The organism is Brevibacillus antibioticus (genome assembly GCF_005217615.1).
Taxonomy (GTDB): Bacteria; Bacillota; Bacilli; order Brevibacillales; family Brevibacillaceae; genus Brevibacillus; species Brevibacillus antibioticus.
Genome location: NZ_SZNK01000001.1, coordinates 3,495,092 through 3,514,485, shown reverse-complemented (window position 1 = coordinate 3,514,485; position 19,394 = coordinate 3,495,092). Strand labels below are relative to the sequence as shown.

General features: G+C 43.3%; 19 protein-coding genes. 15 read left to right on the top strand and 4 right to left on the bottom strand.

Annotated features, from left to right (window positions below; genetic code table 11):
- The first annotated feature begins 97 nt into the window (after positions 1-97).
- Complete coding sequence (locus tag E8L90_RS16335; protein ID WP_137030317.1) at positions 98-1,147, top strand: hypothetical protein; 1,050 nt, start codon at positions 98-100, stop codon at positions 1,145-1,147.
- Between the two features lie 64 nt (positions 1,148-1,211).
- The gene (locus E8L90_RS16330; protein ID WP_137030316.1) at positions 1,212-1,334 is read left to right on the top strand and encodes an Imm3 family immunity protein; all 123 of its coding nucleotides are present in this window, start codon (positions 1,212-1,214) and stop codon (positions 1,332-1,334) included.
- A gap of 316 nt (positions 1,335-1,650) precedes the next feature.
- On the opposite strand, the gene E8L90_RS30310 is transcribed toward E8L90_RS16330, so the two are convergent.
- Positions 1,651-1,803: a hypothetical protein gene (locus tag E8L90_RS30310; protein WP_167497605.1), complete on the bottom strand. Its 153-nt coding sequence runs from the start codon at positions 1,801-1,803 to the stop codon at positions 1,651-1,653.
- A 360-nt stretch (positions 1,804-2,163) separates the two neighbouring features.
- Here E8L90_RS30310 and E8L90_RS16325 point away from each other — a divergent pair, with 360 nt between their 5' ends.
- From E8L90_RS16325 to E8L90_RS16295, 6 genes are all read left to right on the top strand, one after another.
- Positions 2,164-2,751 (top strand): sensor domain-containing protein, encoded by a 588-nt coding sequence (locus E8L90_RS16325; protein WP_137030314.1) that lies wholly within the window; start codon positions 2,164-2,166, stop codon positions 2,749-2,751.
- Positions 2,752-2,755: 4 nt separating this feature from the next.
- On the top strand, positions 2,756-4,564 hold the full coding sequence (locus tag E8L90_RS16320) for a helix-turn-helix transcriptional regulator (RefSeq protein ID WP_137030312.1): 1,809 nt from the start codon (positions 2,756-2,758) through the stop codon (positions 4,562-4,564).
- A 1,497-nt stretch (positions 4,565-6,061) separates the two neighbouring features.
- Positions 6,062-8,779 (top strand): S-layer homology domain-containing protein, encoded by a 2,718-nt coding sequence (locus tag E8L90_RS16315; RefSeq protein ID WP_137030311.1) that lies wholly within the window; start codon positions 6,062-6,064, stop codon positions 8,777-8,779.
- Positions 8,780-9,287: 508 nt separating this feature from the next.
- Positions 9,288-9,911 carry a hypothetical protein gene (locus tag E8L90_RS16305; RefSeq protein ID WP_137030310.1) on the top strand — a complete coding sequence of 208 codons (624 nt, stop codon included), beginning with the start codon at positions 9,288-9,290 and terminating at the stop codon, positions 9,909-9,911.
- A 430-nt stretch (positions 9,912-10,341) separates the two neighbouring features.
- Positions 10,342-10,926 (top strand): hypothetical protein, encoded by a 585-nt coding sequence (locus E8L90_RS16300; RefSeq protein ID WP_137030308.1) that lies wholly within the window; start codon positions 10,342-10,344, stop codon positions 10,924-10,926.
- A 20-nt stretch (positions 10,927-10,946) separates the two neighbouring features.
- Positions 10,947-11,843 carry a nucleotidyl transferase AbiEii/AbiGii toxin family protein gene (locus tag E8L90_RS16295; RefSeq protein ID WP_137030306.1) on the top strand — a complete coding sequence of 299 codons (897 nt, stop codon included), beginning with the start codon at positions 10,947-10,949 and terminating at the stop codon, positions 11,841-11,843.
- Positions 11,844-11,931: 88 nt separating this feature from the next.
- On the opposite strand, the gene E8L90_RS16290 is transcribed toward E8L90_RS16295, so the two are convergent.
- Together E8L90_RS16290 and E8L90_RS16285 are read right to left on the bottom strand one after the other, a co-directional pair.
- Positions 11,932-12,363: a DUF1259 domain-containing protein gene (locus E8L90_RS16290; RefSeq protein ID WP_048031631.1), complete on the bottom strand. Its 432-nt coding sequence runs from the start codon at positions 12,361-12,363 to the stop codon at positions 11,932-11,934.
- Between the two features lie 52 nt (positions 12,364-12,415).
- Positions 12,416-12,841 carry a DUF1259 domain-containing protein gene (locus E8L90_RS16285; RefSeq protein WP_137030305.1) on the bottom strand — a complete coding sequence of 142 codons (426 nt, stop codon included), beginning with the start codon at positions 12,839-12,841 and terminating at the stop codon, positions 12,416-12,418.
- Between the two features lie 321 nt (positions 12,842-13,162).
- Between E8L90_RS16285 and imm47 the strand changes: the two genes are divergently transcribed.
- The 7 genes from imm47 (at position 13,163) to E8L90_RS16250 (ending at position 17,743) form a co-directional block, all read left to right on the top strand.
- Positions 13,163-13,957 carry an Imm47 family immunity protein gene (imm47, locus tag E8L90_RS16280; protein WP_137030304.1) on the top strand — a complete coding sequence of 265 codons (795 nt, stop codon included), beginning with the start codon at positions 13,163-13,165 and terminating at the stop codon, positions 13,955-13,957.
- A 53-nt stretch (positions 13,958-14,010) separates the two neighbouring features.
- Positions 14,011-14,427, top strand: a complete 417-nt coding sequence (locus E8L90_RS16275; RefSeq protein ID WP_137030303.1) for a hypothetical protein — start codon at positions 14,011-14,013, stop codon at positions 14,425-14,427.
- A gap of 112 nt (positions 14,428-14,539) precedes the next feature.
- The gene (locus E8L90_RS16270; RefSeq protein ID WP_137030302.1) at positions 14,540-15,241 is read left to right on the top strand and encodes an Imm3 family immunity protein; all 702 of its coding nucleotides are present in this window, start codon (positions 14,540-14,542) and stop codon (positions 15,239-15,241) included.
- Positions 15,242-15,357: 116 nt separating this feature from the next.
- Positions 15,358-15,609, top strand: coding sequence for a hypothetical protein (locus tag E8L90_RS16265; RefSeq protein WP_244297254.1), 252 nt, complete (start codon positions 15,358-15,360; stop codon positions 15,607-15,609).
- A gap of 72 nt (positions 15,610-15,681) precedes the next feature.
- Positions 15,682-16,134 (top strand): Dps family protein, encoded by a 453-nt coding sequence (locus E8L90_RS16260; protein ID WP_137030300.1) that lies wholly within the window; start codon positions 15,682-15,684, stop codon positions 16,132-16,134.
- Between the two features lie 193 nt (positions 16,135-16,327).
- Positions 16,328-17,266 (top strand): type I pantothenate kinase, encoded by a 939-nt coding sequence (gene coaA / locus E8L90_RS16255; RefSeq protein ID WP_244297253.1) that lies wholly within the window; start codon positions 16,328-16,330, stop codon positions 17,264-17,266.
- A gap of 24 nt (positions 17,267-17,290) precedes the next feature.
- Positions 17,291-17,743, top strand: a complete 453-nt coding sequence (locus E8L90_RS16250; RefSeq protein ID WP_137030298.1) for a 2-thiouracil desulfurase family protein — start codon at positions 17,291-17,293, stop codon at positions 17,741-17,743.
- Between the two features lie 47 nt (positions 17,744-17,790).
- Here E8L90_RS16250 and E8L90_RS16245 read toward each other — a convergent pair whose 3' ends face one another.
- Positions 17,791-19,314 (bottom strand): glycine betaine uptake BCCT transporter, encoded by a 1,524-nt coding sequence (locus E8L90_RS16245; RefSeq protein ID WP_137030297.1) that lies wholly within the window; start codon positions 19,312-19,314, stop codon positions 17,791-17,793.
- Between the last annotated feature and the right edge of the window lie 80 nt (positions 19,315-19,394).

The following is a 19,394-nucleotide window of genomic DNA, read 5'->3' as shown; positions in this document are numbered from 1 at the left end:
GGAAAATAGCAAAACAGTACAGGAAGTAGGAAAAACACTGTGATTAATTACTTTGGCACAAGCAAAGTATGACGCGAGAGTGGAGGAAGTAAGAATAATGCAAAACGATTACTTAATAAGTGCCGCAGAAAGAATCTCATCGATTGATTTTGATAATATTCGTAACCAGGATTACGCATCTCATCATTTACTAGTGCAAGAATTCCTTAGAAGGGCTACGCGTGTTATTCATGAATATTCAATTACTTTAAAGACTTTAAGGTATCCGTTTATTTCTGCATCTGATGTAATGGATAGAGAGTTAGACATAGATGTCCTTCAATGGTGTCCCAAACTTGAAGAAATTCATAATGGTACTATTAAATATATGTGTCGATACTATCTTGAATGGTCAGCTTTAATAGATAAAGGGATATCAGTTGCGTTAGAACATAAGGATTTGTATGAACCGTTGATACAATTATTAGAAAGAGGAGGGAGCTTTACTATTCGTCAAAATTCAATGATTGTTGGTGAGGCTACCTTCCATCTTCCTACTTATCGTGACAAGGTAATTATGGAACACAATGATATAAGTGAGCAACATTTAGATCAATTGGATTTAGAACAAGACATGGAGATAAAGTGGGAAAATGAGGACGGACTGATTATTACAAGCTACCTAGAGTATGCTCAAACTAGAATTACGTCTATCAATTTTATGCTTGAACAACCAGAAAAGAAATCCCATTTAATCTTATTAAATGAATTTTTAAGAAGGGCGGCATATTTTGAACGATTTTTATATTTAAGCATCGGTAGTCCGTTTGTTAATGCTGTAGAAGCGCTGGGGTATTCATATACATTAGAGATAGAAGAAGGATGTCCAGCTATTCAATCAATTGAAAGTGAATTAATCAAGTCAGTTTGTATAAATTACTTAGAACTATCAGCGTTAGTAGATCAGAAAGTACGAAAAGCTCGAAAGTATTATAATCTTTATGAGCCTATGATTAAATTATTTGAAAGGGGTGGGAAAGTCATCCTTATGGATAACAATATTATTGCTGGATCAGAGATGATTCCGCTTGCAGATTGGTATGTAGACGCCATAACGAACTCACCAGAAGATATAAGTGATAGAAATTTGAATGAAATTGATAAATAGTCACTAAATCGTTATTCACGTAGTTTGCTTCCGTGAATTTAGTCATTGTTAAGGAGATAGATTTATGAAACGAAATTATAAAGCTCTATTTGGCGCGTTTTATGAAAGTTATTTTGACTTTAAAAGCGAGAAGATGAGTGATGCTGAAGCACTTGTCTGCAGTAAGGAACTATTTTGGGGTAATTAATAATGACATAAAAAATGTAAGTGAGCTTGTAGATAAAATATTGGAGTGTTTCGAAAGGGAATGTAAGAATACGTCTAGTGAAAATATTGTTGTTAAAACTACAATTGCAGAGAAGATGAAAAGGCAGATCTGTCTATTCGAATTAAGGTAGTGTTGAGTAAATAAGTGGAGAAAGTAAGAAGTAACTGTCAAAAATTACTTGAGCTGCGGAGAGAAAAAGACACTGGCGAAAATTCCTCTCCTATAAGCCGATTTTTTTCTATACGAAGAAAGGCTGCCGAGTTTCTCGACAGCCATACAGTGGGGAGAGTAGTTATTAATCTTTCAGCACGGTAATCTCTTTTGAAGCACGTTTTTTATCCGGGGTAGGGAACATTTGAAATTGATGCTGAAGCTCGATTTCCTTCTCATTCAAGTCACTTGAATCTTTTTGCTCAGCTTGTCCCCTGTGTTTATCGCTATTTTCCACGACCAGTCACCTCCCTCAAAGGAGTAGGGTATACAATAAGTCCCTCCTTTATCCCAAAAAGAGGAAACAGATGCTTAACGTTCATCGAGATATTCCTTTACATTGCCATGCAGGTCAATTTTGCAGGCATCGAATCGTAGAGTGAGCGCTTGAGCACAGTATGGTAAAGCTCGCGTCATACTCGGTAGTTACTTCCTGTCATCACTTTTCCGACTTACAAAATGATTTTGATGAAATGACATGACGTAGCCTGTCATATGACATTTTGGCACTGGTTTATATGACGCGCAGCGGATTACGGTAAGGGCAGACCGTCAGCATCGTGTCGGAAAAGGTATAGATAGGAGAGAATTAGCTTAGATGAAAAGAGCGATCATGCGTAACGTTCAAAATGTTATCTTTTTGCTGTTTACATTTGTCTCGGGGGTATTTTATTTGTGTTTTTACATGGTCAGTATCGTGCTCGGCTTGGCCTTGTCATTTACAGTAGTGGGAATTCCATTGCTCACCAATGTGTTGCGTACAACCCAAACCTTTGTCCAGTATGAACGTGTTCAGACGAAGATTTATACCGATATTTCGATAGAACCTTTGGCAACGAGACAAAGAGCAGAGGGAAATCAATGGAAGCAGGCAAAGGCGGAATTAATGGATATGAGAAACTGGATATCCGTTTATTGGCTGATGAAGAAATTTGTCATAGGCTGTATTTGCCTGGTGGTCGGAGTGCTCATCTACATTGTACCCGTATGTTTTGTGTTCATACCGTTGCTCTATCCTTTTGTGGAGCTACATTTTTTCGGGAGCGTAGTGGATTCAGAGATGAAGGCATTGCAAATCATGAGTGTGGGATTCATACTCATGATCGGGTGCTCCATGATTGGGAACGGACTGGTACAATTAATTGGAGGATACACGCGCTTGATGTTCAAAGCAATTAGGGGATGATGGTTTGTTAGATATCGTAAGACAATGGGGCTGGTATGACTGGGTGATGCTTTTTTTACGTCTGCTCATTTGCCTTTCAATCACCGTTACGACTGTACAATTTGGAGATTCTCTTACTCTGCCCTTATGGATTGTCATTTTGTGGGAAATCATGGTTTTTTCCGTTCCATGGATTTGTTTGCTCCTGAACTATCGTTACTATCTGATTGCAGAAATGTTCATGTTTGGTGGATTATCGATTTATCTCACGTCTATGTTTCCAGCGGCGTTCCATACTTTTTTGATGCCAGCTTTTTTGATTGCCGCCAATAGTGCGGAGAAATCGTATCGCTGGTCGGCTCCCATTACGATTGTTTTCATCCCACTGTTGATTATGTTTTTTTCTCGGGAAATAGATGTGCTCGAGATTTTTCCGCAAGTTTTGCTTGCTTATGTGATGGGGTTTGCCTTTCATTTGCTCATCGTCAATCATCGGCAAAATGAAATGATTCGCAAGCAAAACAGTGTGCTGAAGCAGTACCTCACCCAAATCGAGAGAGTGACGCTGCTGGAGGAGCGGGACCGGCTTTCCAAGGATCTGCATGATACGATGGGGCATTCCTATGTCTCGATCATCATGGGGCTGGAAACCTTGCGTCCAGATGTGGTGTCGCAGGAAGGGACGCAAAAGCTCGACTCTCTCTTGAAGCTTGCGCGAAACGGCATGAAGGAAGTGAGAGGGTACTTGCATCAGATGGGGTCACCGCAAGAGACGCTTCCCTTGGTTCATTCGCTGAGGCAGCTTGCGGAGGAGTTTCAGACACATGCAAAGGTGAATGTGCGGTTTCGTGCGATCGGAGAAGAGTATCCTGTTGGTAAGCAAGTGAAAATGACCTTGTTTCGCTGCTTGCAGGAATCTTTGACCAATGCGGTCCGCCATGGGCAGGCTACGGACATCGTCGTTTCCTTGCATTTTGAGCAGCAACAGACGAGGCTGGAAGTACAGGATAACGGTCACGGGGTGGAGAATTGGAAGGATGGCTTCGGGATCACGACCATGAAAGAGAGGGCCGCTCAATTGCAAGGAAGAGTATCCGTATACTCAGAGCGGGGAGAAGGAACGCTCATTACTTGTTTGGTGCCGAGGCTGATAGAGAGCACCGATGAAATCATTCGTTTGTTTATCGTCGATGATCACTCGTTTATTCGGGATAGCTTACGCACCATACTCGAGGGACAGCGGGACCTGCGGGTAGTCGGGACGGCCGAGGATGGGGCGCAGGCTGTGGAGCTGTGCGAGGAGCTAGAACTAGACCTAGTGCTGATGGACTTGGAAATGCCGAATATGGACGGGATCACTGCGACTAAACGAATCAAGGAAAAATGGCCCGGTATACGTGTCCTTGTCCTATCTACGTTTCAGGATACGGAAAAAGCCAAGGAAATCATGCGCAGTGGTGCAGACGGCTATCTCTTGAAATCGATTGAATCACGCGAGCTTGCGGAAACGATTCGCCTCGTTCATCGCGGCGGTACGATGATTGCACAGGACCTGTTTCATAAAATGCTGGATGAACAGCCAGTAAACCAACAGGAAGATTTGCTTGTTGCACCGAAAATAAGCGAAAAAGACGAGAATGTTTATGGTTTAACGAAGCGCGAGCAGGAGATTTTGCAGATGCTTTCCCAAGGCATGCGTTATAAAACGATCGCTTCCAAGCTGTATTTGTCTGACGGGACCGTGCGTAACTATGCGTCTGCTCTGTATGACAAGCTCGGAGTGCGGAATCGGGATGACGCGGTACAAAAAGGGCAAAAGGAAGGACTTCTGTAACATAGGATAGCCAGGGAGAGTAGTCCCTGGCTTTTTGTTTTTTCAGTTATTCCCAAAAATATAGTAGTAGACTGGTGGCGTTCTCCACGATCATGGTTGCAGAGGGGCCCGTGGAGCTCCGCGCGTCGGCGGCGCATTGATCTGGAATGACAACTAGGAGCAGCCCCACAGGTGGCTATCTTGATCCGTATAGTTAGCTAATCAGTCTGTTACTTTATTTTTCTGTCTAAGACTTTATTTTCTAGTCTGTAACTATATTTTCACAGAACAATAAAAAAGAACATCAACTAAAGAGAATAGGTGGTGTCAGATTTTTTTGTTTTTCCACTGTCTGCTTGATAGGGGGCAAATCAATTTTCTAATGGTTTTTTTGATTGTTTTTTTTATTTTTTGGTATTAAGTCAACTAGAAAAATTAAAATCACGATAATGATGGAATGAATTAGAGGTTTAATAAAGTCAGATCCATCATAAAAAAAGCAAGCTACGACAAAATTAGCTACAAAAGTAATAAAATATCCAAGCACTTAAAAATCCCACCTTAGAACCTGAAGATTTTCTCGTTACCTTCTGAATAATCGGAGTTTTTAGTTACTCCTATATCTTTTTTAATCTCATAATCTCCTATAAAGTTCCCATTCATATCAAATTTACCTGGCCCTAATTCTCTAAAGGAATATTTGATATAAAAATACAAAAGTTCTGGATCAATAGGCGCCAAAGAATACCAAATTCGCCAGCAGCAGCTACACCAATTTTACGTGGATCAGGTAAGCCTTTATTTTTTGCAATTTTAGTTGCTACTTAAATCTGTCTGAAGCTGTATAATCATTCAATCTATAGGGAGTTGGATAAGAAACAGCAGCTTTAGCGATAGAGTTGAACTCTGAGGCAAGTAACTTATTGGCCCTAGCTATAGATTCGTGTGAGGTCTTCTCTAGTTTTAAATTACCATTTACAATTTGAGATTCAATATTGGATCTATTTAACTAGTTCGCCAACCCTTTTGTTACAAAACATACTTTTTTTGGTTATATTCAAATCTATTATATACTAATTCAGAATGATAGTGGAAGTGAAGTACTAGACTCAAAAATAGATTTTAGACTAGAGGCTTTTGAGCGCGAAGTGGGAAGATGAAAAGAAAAATAAAGTAGTAGATTGGCGGAGATCTTCACGATCATGGTTGCAGAGGGGCCCGTCGAGTTCCGCGCGCTGGCGGCGCATCGATCCAGAATGATAACCAGGAGCAGCCCCCCAGGTGACTACCTTGATGAGTATAGTTAGCTAATCAGTCTATTACTTTATTTTTCAGTCTATAACTATATTTTCACAGAACACCGGTCCTGATATTCGGAGGACCAATGCATTCTTTCTAAAATTAGCTCGTTTCTTGTAAATATTTCTTGTTCTGTTAAGATGAAGTTCGGTGCAAATTATGGTAATCAGAGAGACAGAGCAACGAGACTATCGAAGCGATTTTTGGTGGAGGACAACAATGAAACGATTGATGGCAGCATTGTTAAGCCTTGTGTTAATCCTGACGGCCCAATCCAATCTGGTTCAAGCCAATGGGAATGACACAAGAGTCGGTTACGAACAGCATTATACACGTGTCGGAGAGGATTACCACATCCTTGACGATAATGTGCTACTGTCGAAAAAAGATGGAACCGTATGGACTTGGTACATCTATGGACATCCTCTTAGCTCTTCAGATCCATTCTATCAAGCCAAAAAGGTGCAAATTCCAGGCTTGCAGAATGTGAAGGAGATGACAGTCAAAAGCAAGTCGGCTCGGGGTAACTTTATTGTTAACTACGTGGCCCTAAAAAAAGACGGAACGGTGTGGTATTGGGACGCCGCCCCCGGCACCAATCTTGAAACGAGTACGGCTAGTGCCCCGAAGCAAATCAAAGATTTGAAAAATGTAACGTCACTAGTGGCGCATTATAACAATCTCTACAAAGTCTTGTTCGTATTAAAATCAGACGGTTCCGTTTGGAGTTTGGGAAGTGAGATAGGTACCATGAAGGGTGTCTCACCCGTTCAAGTCCGAACAAAGCTGCTAAATGATGTCGTATCCATTAAAATGGCGAACGGCATCGTATTCGCTGTGAAAAAGGACGGTACGGTTTGGAGATGGAAGGCAAATTCGTATCTGTCGAATAACCGCTCGAAAAACACAATTCCAGAGCAGATGAATGGATTTGCTGATATCGTCAAGATAGAGCCGGGTATTTCTACCAGCTATGCCTATATGAAAGATGGCACAGTCTTGTCTTGGTCCACCGCTGACACGAATAAGTATCCCTTGTATTTGCATGCAGCAAAAGACGCGCGAACGATGGTCCAATTGGATTCCATTCGAGATCGGAATATCGACGAAGCTTATGCCCTCCGAGAGGACGACCAGCTTTGGTCAGTGGATAACAATAAAGTTTTCCCAGAGCTTACAGGCATCACTTCTATACACCATAGCGACTTTTCCCCACCCAAAAGGTATTACTATGTAGGAAAAAAGGATCAGACGTTGTGGGCTTGGGCAGATTCGATTGCCTTGCCGAAGCTAGTTGTTTTCACGGATGAAAGGGTAGCTCGTAATCGCCCAGAGAAAGCAGACAAACCAACAGCCGAACGCCCTAGGCGAGCAGACAAACCAACGGGCAATCAACCTGGAACAACAGCCCAGCCTGTGATACGAACTACGCCGGAAATGAGAATCTATCCGTATATCACGATGCTGCAACCTGGTGACAAACAGTTCATTGCGGTAAATAATTTGCTTCCCGGGACAAAAATGACGTACACCATTGACGATCCGAGCATAGGAACCTTATCGAATGTGAATGGCACACAGGTCGTAAAAGCGAAGAAACCCGGGCAGACCATTGTGCGGGCAACTGCAAGCAGAGCTGGTTCTCCGGACGTGACTGCTTCCTTTTTGTTGTACGTCGTCGACAGTAATAGGCTGTCCGAGTCGTATTTCACTGCTGTCCAATCAGTTCCTGTCGCTGACAGACAGCATCCGTTTATTGTGGAGGGACTGACCCAAGCTGGAGAGCTTGTTATCACAGCCGCAAGCAGCGAAGAGCCGGAGCTTGTTGACGGCCAACTCGTCATTACTTCTGACTTGATTGACCGCGTAGCTGACAATGCGCGTAAGGCTAAGACTGCGGTGAAGCAGACACTTTCGGAAAACAACATCGCTCTTGCTAGAGAGTTAGTCGTGAATGGAGATATTTTGTCGTTACCTGAACAAAAAGGTTTTACAGTCAAACTGTATAAGGATAGCTTCACGAATCGTAAGGATGTCGACTATCTTACCGTTCATGCAGGGGATGCGAAACTGACGTTTAACCTTGCGACCGTAAATCGCCTGTTCCAGTCGCTCCCGGTTATCGTTATTCGCCTGGTCGAAAACAATAACGGCGGATATCACGTACAATTTTTAGATGAACAAGGGCAGGAGCTTTCGAACGTATCAAGCAACATCCGACTCATTCTGCCTGTAAATCAGGCAGACGCGACAAATAATAGCGTGTTCTATTCGAACGGGAAAAGCACGCAGCCTATCGGTGGAAAATTCAATCCGTACAATAACGGCATGGAAGCCGAAATAAACCGTTCTGGAACGTATTTCGTGGACGATAATACCAAAACGTTCCCCGATGTTGACAATCGGGACCCTGAGTTACAGCAAGCCGTACAGTTTTTGGGGTCGAAAGGAATCATAACCGGAAATGAAAATGGCAACTTTGAGCCTGATTCACCACTTACCCGTGCAGAGTTCACGGCGATGCTGGTAAGAGCTTTTTACGCTTTGGACGAAACAGCGACGGAGAGCTTTTCAGACGTGAACCCGCCGCAATGGCATGTTCCATTTATCGCGTCATCCGAAAAGAAGGATATCGTCAAAGGTTATCCGGATGGCACGTTTAGGCCGGACCATACCATATCCCGTGAAGAAATGGCTGCAATCGGCGCCAGATCATTACATGAAAAGAACAATTATTATTATCCTTCGAATCCGGGGGACTACTTGAGTCAATTCATAGACCAACATACGATTGCTGATTGGGCGAGACCAACGATGGCTTTGGCTGTGAAGCAGCGCTTAATCGATGTTCCTGCTGATAAACAGATTAGAGCTGGGGAGGCTGTCACTCGCGGGGAAGCTGCCCGAATGCTGTATCGATTATACTTGCAGCTTTGATACTGTTAATAGCGCGGTAAACTTTCAAAGGCTCATTTCAACCTGACGATAGGGAGGAATGAGCCTTTGAAAATAGGAGAAGTAAGAGCATGGACTTTGATATTCGAGAGATCCGCGATTATTATGACCTGAATTACAAGCCTATGATTACAATGAATTAGTCACTCTGGGTATAAGCCATGATAATAATGCTGAATAAAAACTTGAGAACATTTTTCTTGTTCCATTTAATAAAAAATGAAGTGGCAATGAAAATGAGATAACAAGGTGAATATCCTTCCTATAAATACGTGTGTGAGTTGCGTAGGTTGTTTGAACAAATCGATCCTGCACCAATGAAGGATGTGGAAAGCTATTGGTCTCATTTGGTAGAAGACTATGAAACTGGGTTATGAAATAGGGCTAAAATTTGACAGGCATTTTCAAAAAGTTGTATAGTAAACTACCAAATGTATCCACCATATACAAACAATTCTTCTATCAAAACTCCACGAGGAGGAATGACACGATGGAAATGTCTATTACAAGAGGACTCTCAGAATTAAAATTACTCGATAAAAGAATCCAAAAAGGAATTAATGAAACGACTTTCATGTCTTCCGCAATTGGACCTAAGCCAGTAACTGGTTATACGTCAACAGAACTGTATGTGGAAACGACAGAGCGAAACTACCAATCCGTTGTTGATCTAATAAAAAGAAGACAAAAAATTAAGTCACTGATCGTCGAGTCCAATGCAAAGACGATGGTAACGATTAGCGGCAAGAGAATGACAGTGGCAGAAGCAATCGAGCGAAAAACCTCCATTCAATATGAGAAATCACTGCTGGAGAAAATGAGAAGAGATTACAACCACGCTGTCACGCAGGTTGAAGAGAAAAATGAAGAAGTACAGCTGCGATTAGAAAAGCTGCTCGAAGCGAACTTTGGCAAAGACTCCAAGGTGAAGGATACAGAAATGGACGCGATCTCCAAACCGTTTAAAGAGCAGAATGAAGCGAAGCTCGTAGACCCATTGAAATTGAAAGAGAAAATGGATACGCTTAGTAAAGAAATTGACGAATTTGAGTGTGAAGTCGATTTTATTTTAAGCGAATCCAATACGATTACCAAAATTCATCTTGTGGATTAACAGTGTAATTTGCTAATCATTTGAATAGCTGATAAACGAGAGTCCCTTGCCTAGTGGGTTAACTAGGCCATCCTGCAAATTATTTGGTAATATGAGGATGAAAGCTCAAAGATGAGAGCTCAGATTTCAAAACTTACGTAGCAAAGCTCTTTAGGCTCAAAGGTCAGGACTTAGGCTTTAATACTCGATGAAATCTTGGGGCATTGGTCAATAAAAGTACACTCTCTGGACTTTTCAGCAACCACCAAGCTAAATGGTTAGCAACTAGCACTCATACAAAGTAGAGATATGTTGAGAAATGATTTTCAACGTACCTCTACTTTTTTATTTAAACGAAACGGTTAAGAAATAGAAAAGATATGTCGATACAAATAGGAAGAAAAGGAAATAAATTGATTGTGGAATACAAGGAAAGTCAGGGAGTGAAGCAATGGAATTTGAGTTTCATGTTACCTTCAACGATCTCCAATTTGATGAAAAGGAAGCTTTTATCGATCTCTGCCAATCGCAACAAGTGAAACCGGTCATGATCGTTTTGGATCAGGGAAATTACATTCATCAGCCAATGATCACAGGAGTAATCAAACGACCAGATTTTCATGAAGCGAATAAAGAGATGGAAAAGATGGCAGCTACGTTTCAAAACAACGGTTTTACCATCGTCCGAAAGAAAGTAGAGATTTCTCCAAAGGAAGAAACGTACTTTCACACGCCCATCCTAAAAAACTCGAAGCCTTACTTCGAATGGCATGGCAAAGTACAGGTCGATGATGTCGCCGCATTACGAAATTTATGTGTGGGCCATGGCGGACATATCTCGAGAAACTCTTTGAATGCGAATGGAAAAGTGAGATTTATTACCGTACGAGAATATGAGAGCCCGAAACAGTTTTACGATCGGGTAGAAAAGATACATACCATTTTGCAAGCGAATCAGATCGGGCTAATCAAAGAACAATATGAACTTTGTATTTATGACAGCCGCGAAGAACTGGACAGTGGCTGGATTTCCTAATTTTTAGATGGAGGATCATGATGATTACGTATGATGACGTAGCAGAGTTGGAATATGAGGCGAGAGAGCTCGTTGTTTTGGAAGCACTGTTGAGAAGAATTGCACTAGTGAATATGCCCTTTGTATTAAAAGGCAGCCTTCTAACCAGACAATATTTGGACAACCGAGAGATTCGGGACGCGGATGATATCGACCTATTGTATGCGGGGAAGATCAGGGACGTCGAACATGCCCATGAAGTATTTACACAATGGATGATTCAAGTAACCGAAATGGATCTGAACGACGGCGTCGTGTTTAGAAGCTTTCGAAAGAATGCATTTTGGAGATATATCGACTACGCAATGGCAGATGATTTTCCGACGATCAATACGGATATTGCCTATTATTTCAAAGGTCAAACAAGGGAAGAGAATGACTATAACGAGCTTAATCTGGATATTTCGTTTAACCTGGAAATGGATGCAGCCCCGGTTCCGCTAGAGTACCAACCAGCCTTTGGGGAAAGCTTTCTTGTTCCGTACACGGTACCCCTGTCCATCCAGGTTGCTTGGAAGCTGCATCAAACGATTGTCAGGCCTAGGTTTAAAGACTTGTACGATTTGAAATTTTTACTCTCTCACCCGTCCTATGACACTGGTGCCCTCAAGGAAACTTTACAGGCGCTCGTGAACGAATGCAGTATCGATCCTTCTATTAAAAAAGCGGATATGAAAAAGGTGCTCGTTGATGATTTACAGCCCATATACGATTCATTATCCTACGATTACGACTTGAGAAAATATGCTGGCAGCATGGATCGTGGTCTCTATTTTACGCAGTTTGTCAGTGATTTGCGTAAAAAGATGGATTTTGCCGGGATTAATGGGTATGCGTTTGAAAGTTTGCCGAGTCCAACACCGAAAAAATTGCCTTAATAAATGAAACAGCGGCTACCTAAGACCGGAAAAGAAAATCTGATAGTACCACGTCTTTGATGGCCGCTGTTTTCTGTTATTGGTTCGATTAACCCAAAAAAGCGATAGAACGCTTCACTTTTCTGGCGAATGCAATGGGATTATCAATCGACTCCCAATGAATATACATAAGACGCGGGTTGTCAAAGAGCCAGTGATTATGGACTGCTGTTACCTTTATCCCGTTTTTGCGAAGGTTTGACAGCAAACGGTTTACTTGGTTTTGGAAGAGAGCCGTTTCCCCTAGACATAGTGCACGTCCTGAACTGTTCAAGGATTCGAATGAGAACAATTGATAGCGGACCAATGGGGATGTGGTTTTTCTGCCTAATATGGATGCATTGAATACTCTATTTCTGGAGACGAAACAAACGGGACCTCTTGTAATTTCATGCTCTGTTCCACCTAAAATGGCAGAAAATCGGTTACACAGTCTTCTAAATTGGGGACTTGCCTTTGCTTTTGCCTTTACTTTGCCCATATTCGTCATCCTTTCGATTATGATGAAATGAAAACTTCATGGCTCCACCATGTTAACCCAGGAATGCGATGGACTCTTTGGTTTTCCTGGCGAATACGATAGGATTCTCTATCGCTTCCCAATGCATATACATTAAGCGCGGATTTTCTTTTAGCCAGTGGTTGTGAAGTGCCGTCACTTTTATCCCACGTTTGCGGAGATTCGACATCAAGCGGTTCACTTGATTTTGGTGAACGGCAGTCTCGCCCAAACAAAGGGCACGACCTGACTTATCAAGGGATTCAAACGAAAACATTTGAGCTCGAACTAAAGGGGAAAGCGTACGTCTTCCTAAGATGGTTTCTCGAAGATTTGTAAGCCGCATGACAAAACAAACAGGCCCACTATCAATTTCCGACTCACCCCCTAATATTTTTCCAAATCGGTTACAGAGCCTTTTGAATTGGGGGCTAACCTTCGCTTTCGCTTTATTCGCCATAGTAATCCTCCTTTTGTCAATCTCGAAATAGCTTATGACTGACAGGAAAAAGGGAAATGAGTAATTTGTGGTTTTTTTACATGAAAAAGACACAGATTTCATTCTAGGTCCTAGTTATCACCCATTTCACACTTCTGAAGATTTTCTTATCCCTTTCCACTTATCAGGAACAGATTTACGACGAGTCTCGTTTCGAGGAGCAAATTTGAGCACGATTTGCAGATGTAAAAGGGGTTGAGGAGTGGATGGTGCAGGATGATATCCACACAGCAGCGTACATTATAAAACTCACAAGAATGGAATGAGGACGGTGAATAGCGAATGGAACAAAGCACCAGCATTTCAAACAACATTTGGTTTGGGCAACTATCATCCTCCAGCCCAGCTGCTATCAAAGAAAATCTGTTACGTGCAACCACAGAGCACGAAGCTTTATTTCATCTGATTGAACTATTCAAATTGGGGGATTTTACGCAAAAACGACTACTTATTCAGCTCATGAATCACACGAATGACGAGGCTCTATTAAACCTTTGTATTAGAGTGTTTTGTTCCATTTCAACACACGAAGATTTGCGGGATCCCAATCATCTTCTTTTTCTTGGAGAAGGAAACAAAGCGGCAGTGGATACCTTTGCGTCTGAGGCTATTACGACACTTTCTCTTGAAGTCATTCCCTATCTGATGGCCTTGCTGGAAGAGTGGGACTCCATTCGTGACACTTCGGTAATAATCAGAGATTCGATTGACTGCTTTATCAATTTCAAAGAACACCTGGGTGATCATGCGACAGTAGAGGAGATTGGCGAGTATTACATAGATCTCATGGAAGATTGCGATGCGGGGAAGTATTACTATCTACAGAATTTGGCCTTTCCTGGGGATCTGACAAAAATACTCATGCAAAGGGTATTTATCGCTGCCAATCACGAACAACAGCTCCAAATGAAACTTATTCCATCTTTATTGTCGACTTGGTCAGGTGAAAAAGTACCTGGGGACTACCACACCGTAATCACGGCCGATAATTATAGAGATTATGTAAGCTATGTGAAAGGTCTTGCAAACAGAAAATGGGAGAAGGGTCAAAAGTATTTTTACGGTCATCTACTGTAAGTGTATTTGGAAGACATGAGAAAAAACTTGAATATTGAATGGAGGTGATCAGCATGTACAAAGAATTAGATGTTTTCATAACAGGCTGCCAAAATACCGTTGATTATTGGTATGACGATGGCTGCACGATAGTGTATGACATGCTAACGAAGTTCAGCCAAAAGGATTGGGAAGACCTGTCCAGTCATGTGCTGATGAAACCGTTAGAATGGCAGCGAAAACTTGCGTACTGTATGGATAGTTCTTGCAACGAGCATGAACTGAATATTCTACTTTCGTTACTGGATACGGATGATGAGGAACTTTTCGTGATCTGTGTAGATACGTTGAGAAGCTATACGACTCTGGAAGGGAAACAAATGATACGTGACAATCCTGCTGTGCTCGTTCGTGTAAATGAATTGCTTCCAAGAGCTGGCGTTGCGACTAGGGGAGTATTAGAGGATTTTCTTTTGAAAATACATGGCTAGTTAGCTGATAGAGTCAGGAGATAAAACGGAATATTTGGAAGAGTATCTTCCCCTCGTTCGTTATAGCTACGCGGAACTAAGCTTGAATGTTTAGAGCAAGGGGGAAAGTAAAGTGGAAGAAAGCTTGGAGTGGGAATACCAAGAGCTCTTTGATGAAATTAATAAAGATTATTTAGCGTACAGAGCAAGGAACATGAGTCTGTCCGAATGCCTCGCTAGAACATGGGATGTATACGAAAATGTGGAAAACATGGGGGAAATGGAGAAGATTGTTGTTAATGTCGCTTTCGGTGAACTATCTCTATTGCCAGCAAAGATTTTCATTAACCTCAAAAAGCACACTGTAGAAGCATTAAATCAGTTGAATATGTTCGAACTGCAACAGGTGTTAACAACCGAGCAATTGACAGATCTGATGAGGCGTAGGGACCATGTTTTGCAAAATATAGAACACAAACCTGTCGATGCTCATCCGCTAGTTAGATGGTACTATTCTGAAATGAAGGACGAGGTAATTAAATTTCTGAATGTATTCACGCAAGAAACAAGCCATGACGGTGATATCATTATTCTTGCTGCACAAGAAAGATTTCAAAGGGACTGCAAAAATACACGTGGAGAAAATATGAATGTCCAAACAACTATAGCTGAGTTTTTAATCAGTAAAAACATAACGAATTATGAACGGTTTCATTTACTTAAAAGTGAGATACAACAGTTTCAACCTGATCAATTAAATGAGCAGCTTTCGCTAGATGAAAAAGCAGAGTTAACCCTGCGGATTAAAAAAGTACGTAACATGTATGAAAAATGATTAATTACGACTGGAATCAGCGGTTCATCAGAGGCGTTTTCATCAATAAACGGCGAATATTGAAAAGCATAACTATCATCTTTACAAGAGAAGGCGTCATTTTTGATGATGTTTGTATGATTGCGACATACAGGACGTACGCTCTGGATGATCCTGAGCGATGTGCGATCGACCAAGTTGTCCTGAGCATGGAATTCCCCGGCTATCCCGAAGAAACAGCTTGTATAACCTATGACGAATACTTGCAGGTTATTGAATGTGGCTTGCAAGATGTTGTGGACAGGTACGAGGATTCAGAGCGGGAAGAAATTTTACAGACGCTAGAAAAAGCAAGAAATGAGCTGGGTAGAAAGAATGAACGGATATGAAAAGAATAGAACCGCCCAATTCACCACATACTACAAACGCTATATTTATACCATGAGAGGTGGAGCGTTCGGATGAGTATGACAATGAGTCGGCCCGTGACCGACGTACTTAATAAACAGGTTGCCAACTGGTCTGTGCTGTATATGAAGCTGCATCATTACCACTGGTTTGTCAAAGGCCCGAATTTTTTTACCCTACATGAAAAATTTGAGGAGCTATACAACGAGGCAGCCAAAAATGTAGATGAGCTGGCGGAGCGGCTGTTAACGGTTGGGGGCAAGCCTGTTTCGACGTTGAAGGCCTGTATGGAGCAGGCTTCCATTAAGGAAGCGACAGGTGGAGAGTCTGCAGATCAGATGGTAGAGGCAGTCGTGAGCGATTTTACACTCCTGATCAAAGAGCTCAAAGAAGGCATTACAGCCGCGGAAGCTGGGGACGATGAAGCAACTGGCGATATGTTCTTGGGGATCGTGGATAGCTTGCAAAAGCATGTGTGGATGCTGCAAGCTCACTTGGGAAAATAACGAGAAAATTCTTTTGCAAGATAAAGCTGATGCCATGAGGTATCGGCTTTTTTCTTGTGTGCTCACGAAGGCAAAGTGCAGAGCTGGTCTGATTTGGGACAAGCCCATTGTTCCCAAGAGAGACATGCTGGTGTAAACTAACTTTGTGTGAAATAAAGAAAGCACTTTCATGATGGAAAGGATGTACATTCCCATGGCATCACCCTATGTTACATTTAATCGCGAGCAGTGGAGTGCTCTGCGGGCCTCCACGCCGTTAACTATATCTGATAACGAGCTTTCCCTTTTGCAGGGCTTGAACGAGAAAATGTCCATGACCGAAGTCTCCGACATTTACCTTCCGTTGTCCCGTCTGCTGAATTTGTATGTTGGGGGCACGCAGGAGCTGTACCAGGCGACTCACACTTTTTTAGGGAACCAGGATGGCAAGGTTCCATTCATTATCGGTATCGCAGGCAGTGTGGCTGTAGGCAAAAGCACAACGGCTCGCATTTTGCAGACGCTGTTGTCCCGCTGGCCGAATCATCCGAAGGTTGATTTGGTAACGACCGATGGATTCCTGTATCCGAACAAGGTTCTAGAAGACAGAGGAATCATGAAGCGCAAGGGATTCCCGGAGAGCTATGACTTGCGCCGCTTTATCCATTTTTTATCCGATGTAAAATCGGGATTGCCTGAAGTGAAAGCACCCGTTTATTCTCACCTTGTGTATGACATCGTGCCAGATGAATGGCAGACTGTCAGACAGCCTGACATTTTGATTGTCGAAGGCTTGAATGTGCTGCAACCGCCTAGAGGTGACGAAAGCGATGCTCGTAATTTCGAGGTCATTGTTTCTGACTTCTTTGACTTCACGATCTACGTGCACGCGGAAGAGAAGCACATCCTGCAATGGTATGTAGAGCGGTTCAAGCTGCTGCGTCAGACCGCGTTTTCCGATCCAACCTCGTATTTCAAGCGCTACGCGAGTCTGTCTGACGAGGAGGCGACTGAGGTAGCCACCGGTATTTGGACGGAGATCAACGGAGCCAACCTGCGCCAAAACATTTTGCCGACGCGTGTTCGCGCGCAATTGATTTTGGACAAGGGACTGGATCATAGGGTGCAAAGCGTGAAGCTGCGCAAGCTGTAGATAAAAAGATGGGGGACGGTTGTCATGAAAGTGATTAGTGCCTGTTTGATCGGTTGTGAATGCCGTTACGATCAGAAGTCATGCTTGGATCAAGAGCTGGAGCAGTTGCTTCGGGAAGGAAAGGTCATTCCCGTCTGTCCTGAACAACTGGGAGGCTTGCCAACACCACGACCGCCAGCAGAAATCATCGGGGGTACGGGAGAAGATGTTCTGGATGGTAAAGCACGCATCATGGACGACACTGGCCGAGACGTCACCGAGGAATTTTTGATGGGGGCGAACCAAGCGCTGAAGCTGGCGAAAACGGTTGGAGCCACATCCGCCATCTTAAAAGAGAACAGCCCGTCCTGTGGAAGCTCCTTTGTTTACGACGGCAGCTTTTCCGGGAAAAAAGTGCCGGGTGTCGGACTAACGGCGGCACTGTTTCGCAGAAACGGGATTGAGGTAACATCTGAGTCAATCGTATCCAATGAATAAAAAAGGGGGACGCGATGGATAGCGTCCCCTTTTTTTGTGACAACTTGTTACAATTCCTTTAACAACCTCTCTAGCTTCTTCTGCTGATCCTTCCGTTTCTTTTTTGCAATCCGGTCTTCTTCTTGCAATGCCATGACGAGAGAGAAGCACATCAGGACCATGATGACGGTAAAAGGCAGGGCTGCCACAATAGAGGCCGTCTGTAGGCCCTCTAATCCGCCGCTTAACAAAAGAACGATCGCGATAGCGGATTGGAGGACGCCCCAGGTGATTTTTACCCGATTCGACGGGTCCAGATTGCCATCAGATGACAGCATGCCGAGCACGAAAATAGCGGAATCCGCCGATGTGATAAAAAACGTGATGATCAACAGAATCGCAACGACAGCGAGAATGTATCCCATGGGCAACTGCTCTAATGCGAGGAACAACGCAGTCGAGATGTCACTTTGAACCGCTGCCCCTATAGACGCTTGATCAAAAATTTCCAGGTGAAGTGCTGTCCCGCCGAACACCGAAAACCAAATGAAGCTCAACAAACTCGGAACGAGCATCACACAAATGACGAATTCCTTGATCGTGCGACCTTTGGAGACGCGTGCGATAAACATACCGACGAACGGTGCCCAGGCAATCCACCATGACCAGTAAAACAGCGTCCAGTTGGCTACCCAGGTCCCTTGTGTAAAAGGGGTCAGCCGCAAGCTCATCGAGATGAGATTGTTTAAATAACTGCCCAGCGTGCTGGTAAAGGCGTCAAAAATAAACGAGGTTGGTCCCAATACGAGTGTCAGCAGGAGGAGCAACAAGGCCAATACCAGATTCGTATTGCTCAAATACTTCATTCCCCGATCCAGTCCTGTCGTAGCCGAGAGCAGAAATAGGACAGTAATAATGGAGATGATCACGATTTGCACGGTGGTGTTGGACGGCAATCCAAAAAGGTGAGACAAGCCTCCGTTTATTTGCAGAGTTCCGAGACCAAGTGAGGTTGCGACACCGAATGCCGTGGCGATGACAGCCAGAATATCGATTCCTTTTCCGAGCGGTCCGTGTATGCGCTCACCGAGCAGCGGGCCAAAGGTGGAGGAGATCAAGCCCTTCGCTCCTTTGCGAAATTGAAAATACGCGAGAGCAAGAGCAATGAGAGCGTAGATCCCCCAAGGATGCAGCCCCCAGTGAAAAAATGCATAGCGCAGAGCGGTTTGTGCGGCTTCGGTCGTTTGTCCAGTCACACCTGCTGGCGGAGAGAAGTAATGAGAGACGGGCTCCGCCACTCCCCAAAAGACAAGTCCAATCCCCATCCCAGCAGAAAACAACATGGCAAACCAGGTAGGTAGCGAATATTCCGGCTCGTCATCATCGCTCCCCAAAGGGATTTGTCCGTATCTGCTAAAGGCAAGGAAGATGCAAAAGATCAGAAAACCAAAAGTCACGATTAAATAAAACCAGCCAAAATTCGTCGTGGTCACTTTCAGGACATGGGAAGCCGCAGAGGCGAACAGCTCAGGAGAAATCGCGCCGAACAGCACAATAACAAATACAATGACCAAGGATATCAGGAAAGTCATCTTTATCCTCCCGGGAATCTACAAGAAATGGTAATAGCTTATCATCCCGCTGGATTTCCAAGATTATTCCGGATGTGACC